At 71.2% G+C, this 4,494-nt stretch carries 7 protein-coding genes; 5 read left to right on the forward strand and 2 right to left on the reverse strand.

The annotated features are described in order from the left end of the window. Both U9980_RS09865 and U9980_RS09870 read right to left on the reverse strand, forming a co-directional pair. A partial coding sequence (locus tag U9980_RS09865; protein WP_322767648.1) for a PIN domain-containing protein occupies positions 1 to 421 on the reverse strand: 421 nt, incomplete at its 3' end. Beyond that, entirely contained in the window at positions 403 to 663 is a 261-nt protein-coding gene (locus U9980_RS09870; protein ID WP_322767649.1) for a hypothetical protein, read from the reverse strand. The genes U9980_RS09870 and U9980_RS09865, both read right to left, overlap by 19 nt. A 146-nt stretch (positions 664 to 809) precedes the next feature. Between U9980_RS09870 and U9980_RS09875 the strand changes: the two genes are divergently transcribed. The 5 genes from U9980_RS09875 to U9980_RS09895 all read left to right on the forward strand — a co-directional run bounded on the left by U9980_RS09875 (position 810) and on the right by U9980_RS09895 (position 4,293). Then, a complete protein-coding gene (locus U9980_RS09875) occupies positions 810 to 1,454 on the forward strand; it encodes a DUF2231 domain-containing protein (protein WP_322767650.1) in 645 nt (214 codons plus the stop codon). 92 nt (positions 1,455 to 1,546) lie between these two features. Next, on the forward strand, positions 1,547 to 2,227 hold the full coding sequence (locus tag U9980_RS09880; protein ID WP_322767651.1) for a response regulator transcription factor: 681 nt from the start codon (positions 1,547 to 1,549) through the stop codon (positions 2,225 to 2,227). Next, complete coding sequence (locus U9980_RS09885) at positions 2,224 to 3,531, forward strand: HAMP domain-containing sensor histidine kinase (RefSeq protein WP_322767652.1); 1,308 nt, start codon at positions 2,224 to 2,226, stop codon at positions 3,529 to 3,531. Before U9980_RS09880 ends, U9980_RS09885 begins: the two co-directional genes overlap by 4 nt. Before the next feature lie 363 nt (positions 3,532 to 3,894). Then, complete coding sequence (locus U9980_RS09890; protein ID WP_322767653.1) at positions 3,895 to 4,035, forward strand: hypothetical protein; 141 nt, start codon at positions 3,895 to 3,897, stop codon at positions 4,033 to 4,035. A 75-nt stretch (positions 4,036 to 4,110) separates the two neighbouring features. After that, a complete protein-coding gene (locus U9980_RS09895; RefSeq protein ID WP_322767654.1) occupies positions 4,111 to 4,293 on the forward strand; it encodes a hypothetical protein in 183 nt (60 codons plus the stop codon). Positions 4,294 to 4,494 lie beyond the last annotated feature (201 nt).

Here is a 4,494-nt window from a genome sequence, read left to right on the forward strand (position 1 = left end):
GCCGTTGGGGTGGCACGCCCGGCTCGGTGGTGAGCACCGCGAGGTCCTCGGGATCGGACGTCAGCACCAGCACCGGTCGCGGCTGCTCCAGCGCCGTCGCGGCCACGACTGCATCGACGGCGTAGCGGTGGCCGTCGAGCCCGGTCTCGTCGAGGAGTGCCGCGGCGCGCTTGGCGATGTCCTCGGTCACCGCGACGATCCGGATATGGGATGCAGCCCATGCCAGCGCTTCGCGCCGTGGACCATCGGGCCGCCGCACCTCCACCAGCGTAAGCGTGGATGCGATCACCACCGCACCACGAAGCCGTGCGGCTTCGACCCGGCGCACCACGTCGCCATCCCTGTCGGCGAGAAGCGAGAGCCCCTGTGAGTCCAGCACCAGGGTGCCGCCGCCGGGAGCGCTCAGTCGGCGTCGGGCCATTCGGCCAGAGCCTCCCGCACCCCGTCGACATCAAGGGGGCCGTGCTCCTGCTCGTAGTCCTCGACGATCTCCTGCAGCTGCCGCATGTGGACCCAATGCGCGAGCGCCTCGGTGGCCGCGGCGGAGAACCCACGCGGACCGGTACGCGCCTCGACCTCACGGATGAGGTCTTCCGGGAAGGACGTGCTGCGTTTGACCGCACGCCCGGTGAAGGGCGGCTCTGCAGCAGAGGTAACGGCCATGCCGTCATTATTGCTACTTCCAGTAGCAATCGCAAGGTCAACTCACTAAGGCAGTTCTCAGGATGGGTCGGGAGGCTGGGTTGGGAGCGGTACCGGCGGTGCGCCCGGGTCGCCGCTCCCGACCGCCCGCTAATTGAGAGAGAGCCATGTACCTGAAGATCTTCGGAATGCCCGCCCATCCGCTGGTGGTGCACGCCACCGTTGTGCTGGTTCCGCTGGCCGCACTGCTCGTCGCCGCCGCCGCGCTGTGGCCGGCGCTGCGCCGGCGCTTCGGGTTGCTACCGCTCGGCCTGGCTGCCGTCGCGCTCGCGTTGGTTCCGCTGACCACGTCGACCGGCGATCAGCTCGAGGCACGGCTGCCGGAATCACCGCTCATCGCCCGGCACGCGGAACTCGCCGACGGGCTCCTGCCGTGGGTCTTCGGGCTGTTCGTCGTCTCGGTGTTCGTGACCTGGCTCGACCGGCGGTACCCGAGACGATCCGCGGCCATGGAACAGCTACCCGCTCCATCGCCCGTGGAGGTGCCAGCCGCGATGGGTGCGGCGGGCCGGGCGGGCGGTGCCCCAGGCAGAGCGCCGGCCACGATGCCGAACCAGGCGAGCGGGGAGCAACGTCGGCGGACCGCCGCGAGCGGCGGCAATCCGGTCGCGCTGCGACTCACGGCCGCCGTCCTCGCCGTGGTCGCCGCGACCGGTACGGTCGTGCAGGTAGTCCGCATCGGCGACGCCGGTGCCAGAGCCGCCTGGTCCGGCGTTCCCGCTTCACCCCGCCCCGGTGCGGACGAGGGATGATCAGATCGGGTGGTCGACGGCTCGACCGCCCGACGGCTCGACCGCCCCGCTGACATCGGCCGCGTTCAGACGGCACGGAGGTTCCGCATCCGGTGAACGAACCGGCCGGCAATCGACCTCGGCTGCTCCTCGTCGAGGATGAACGGGCGCTCGCCGGACTCCTCGCGGGAGTCTTGGAGGCGTCCGGCTACGACGTCGACCTGGCCGGCGACGGCCAGCGGGGGCTGCATCTCGGCCTGACCCGCCGCTACGACGTCGCGGTCCTCGACCGAGGCCTGCCCGTACTCGACGGCATCGACCTGCTGCGGGCGCTGCGTCGACGCGGCATGGCCGTCCCCGTGCTGATCCTGACCGCCCGGACCGCCGTCGCCGACCGGGTCCAGGGCCTCGACGCCGGCGCCGAGGACTATCTCGGCAAACCGTTCGACCTTGACGAGCTCCTCGCCCGCCTGCGGGCGCTGCGCCGCATCCACCTTGAGCAGGCGGATCTGCTCCCGCTGCCGGGTGGGCGCCGCCTGAACGTGGCCCGCGGGTCCGTGCAGCTGCCCGACGGGAGCCTGCTCGTACTGTCCGAACGCGAATGCGACCTGCTTGCCGTCCTCGCGACCCGACCGGGCCAGGTCTTCAAACGCGACGAACTGCGCCGCCGGGTATTCCCGGATGCCGACCCGGCCGTCGTCGACGTCTACGTCCACTACCTGCGGCGCAAGCTGGGACGGTCGATCGTGCGCACCAGCCGTGCTGTCGGCTACCGGCTCGGGGAATCGGGATGACCCGGCGCACAGGTCGTACGAACGCCGACGACCGGCTGCTGGCGGCAGCCCGCCGCCGGCTCACCGTTCAGGTCGCTCTCGCCGTGTCCGCGGCGATCCTGCTGGTCGGAACCGTCGCCTACCTGATCGTTGGCTATGAGCAGCGCCAGGACGTCGACCGCCAGCTGCGCGCGGCAGCGGCCCGCGCCGAGGACGTCGACGATCCCCCGGATGGCATGGCGCTCTTCCTCCGCCGCGCGGGCGGGCCGCTGCAGGCAAGCCGCGGAGCGCCGACCGGGCTCGCAGACCTGGCCGCGATCGACGCGACCGCCCACGACGGCGCCACCCGATCCTCCCGACGCCGGCTGGACCACGGCGCCACCTTTGCGCTGGTCACTGTCCGGCGACGCGACCTCGTCGTCCAGACGGCATACGACCTCGCCAACCTGGAGCGGCAGACCGACCGGCTGCTGCTCGGCCTCGGATTCGCGGGCATCCTGGGGATCGGTGCCGTTCTGCTGGTCAGCGTCGTGGTCGGGCGCCGTGCGATCGCGCCGCTGCGGGAGGCACTCGACCGCCAACGTCAGTTCGTCGCCGATGCCGCGCACGAACTGCGGACCCCGCTCACGCTGCTCCACACCCGTGCGCAGGTGTTCGAACGCACCGCGGGTAAGGCGGGTGTGCCCGCGCTCGCCGCCGAGGCAGGTGAGATCGTCGCGGACAGCCGCCGGCTGGCGGACGTCATCGAGGATCTGCTGGTGTCCGCCGAACTCGCGCACAACCCCGGCCAGCGGACCCGGGTGGACCTGGGCCGGGTCGCGTGGGATGTCGCCGCAGCCGCGCAGGCGTACGCCGCGGAACTCGCCGTCACGCTCACCGTCGAGCTCGCCGACACTCCCCCTGGCGACATTTCCCCCGGTGGGACGACGCCGGCCAAGGCCGCCAACCCGGCTGGGGACGGTCGTCCCGCAGTCATTCTCGGCGCCGAGCCGGCGCTGCGCCGGGCGGTCTCCGCGTTGGTGGACAACGCACTCGGTCACACCCCCAGCGGTGGATCGGTCACGGTAACCATCACTGTGGGAGACCCGGGTGGCTATATCACATTACGGATCACAGACACCGGGCAAGGCCTCGACCCGGCCGCGGCCGAAGACCTCTTCGCCCGCTTCCATCGTGGCCAGCAGATCGGTGACCGGCGCCGGTTCGGTCTTGGCCTGGCACTCGTCCAGGAGATCGTGGCAAACCACGGCGGGACGGTCACGGCAGACGGCGCGGTGGGTCGCGGCGCCACGTTCACCCTCTCCCTTCCAGCGGCACCGCCCTGACGCAACCCGGCCGCTACGCCGCCGCGCTGTGGCCGGCGCTGCGCCGCATCCACCTGCAGGGGGCGGACCTGCTCCCGCTGCCGGATGGGCGCCGCCTGGACGTGACCCGCAGGTCCGTGCAGCTCCCCGACGCCAGCCTGCTCACGCGCAGGTCACCGATGCCGGCACCGGCTGTCGGCACGGCGCGGGCCCAGATCGGAGGGGTAGGCGGTTTCAGTCATGATAATGACGATTTCCACCTACCCATCGCCTGCGCACGCATGTGGGGGTAGGTGGCTTCGGTTGTGATAGTGACCGTTCCTACCTACCACTCCGAGTCCCGGACACCTGCCTGACGCCGCAAACCCGGGAGGGCTGGCCTACGTGGTGGACGCGGGCCTGGTGGGTGCCACCCTGCGTCTGGACGTCGACGCGGTGCTGCGCCACGGAAACCTGCGGGGGCGGTTGCTCGACACGTTCGTCGCGGCGCAGCTACGGGCGGAATTGGCGGTGTGCGCATCATGACCGAGGCTCTATCATCTGCGCCAAGAGCAGGGCCGGCACGAAATCGACCTGCTCGCGGAGCTCTGCGCCGACCGGGTGATCGCTATCGAGGTGGCGGCCACCGCCGCACCCGGCGCGGAGGCGAGCCGGCACCTGCGGTGGCTCCGCGACGAGCTCGCCGACCGTTTCGTGGCCGGCGTCGTCCTGCACACCGGGCCCCGACTGTTCCACCTCGATGATCGGATCGTCGCAGCCCCCGTCTGCACCCTCTGGGGATGATCAATATCATCGGGTACCGTTCCTGGTCAATGCGCCTGGTCTGCGGCCTTCTTGTCGGCGGCGGCGTTCGCGAGCAGTTCCTCGGCGTGCCCGCGGGCCAGGGCGCTCTCCTCGACACCCGCGAGCATCCGGGACAGTTCCCGCACCCGGCCGGAATCGTCGAGGGTCAGCACACCGCTGCGGGTCACCGAACCGTCATCG

It is taken from the genome of Protofrankia sp. Cr1, from assembly GCF_963555865.1.
Taxonomy (GTDB): domain Bacteria; phylum Actinomycetota; class Actinomycetes; order Frankiales; family Frankiaceae; genus Protofrankia.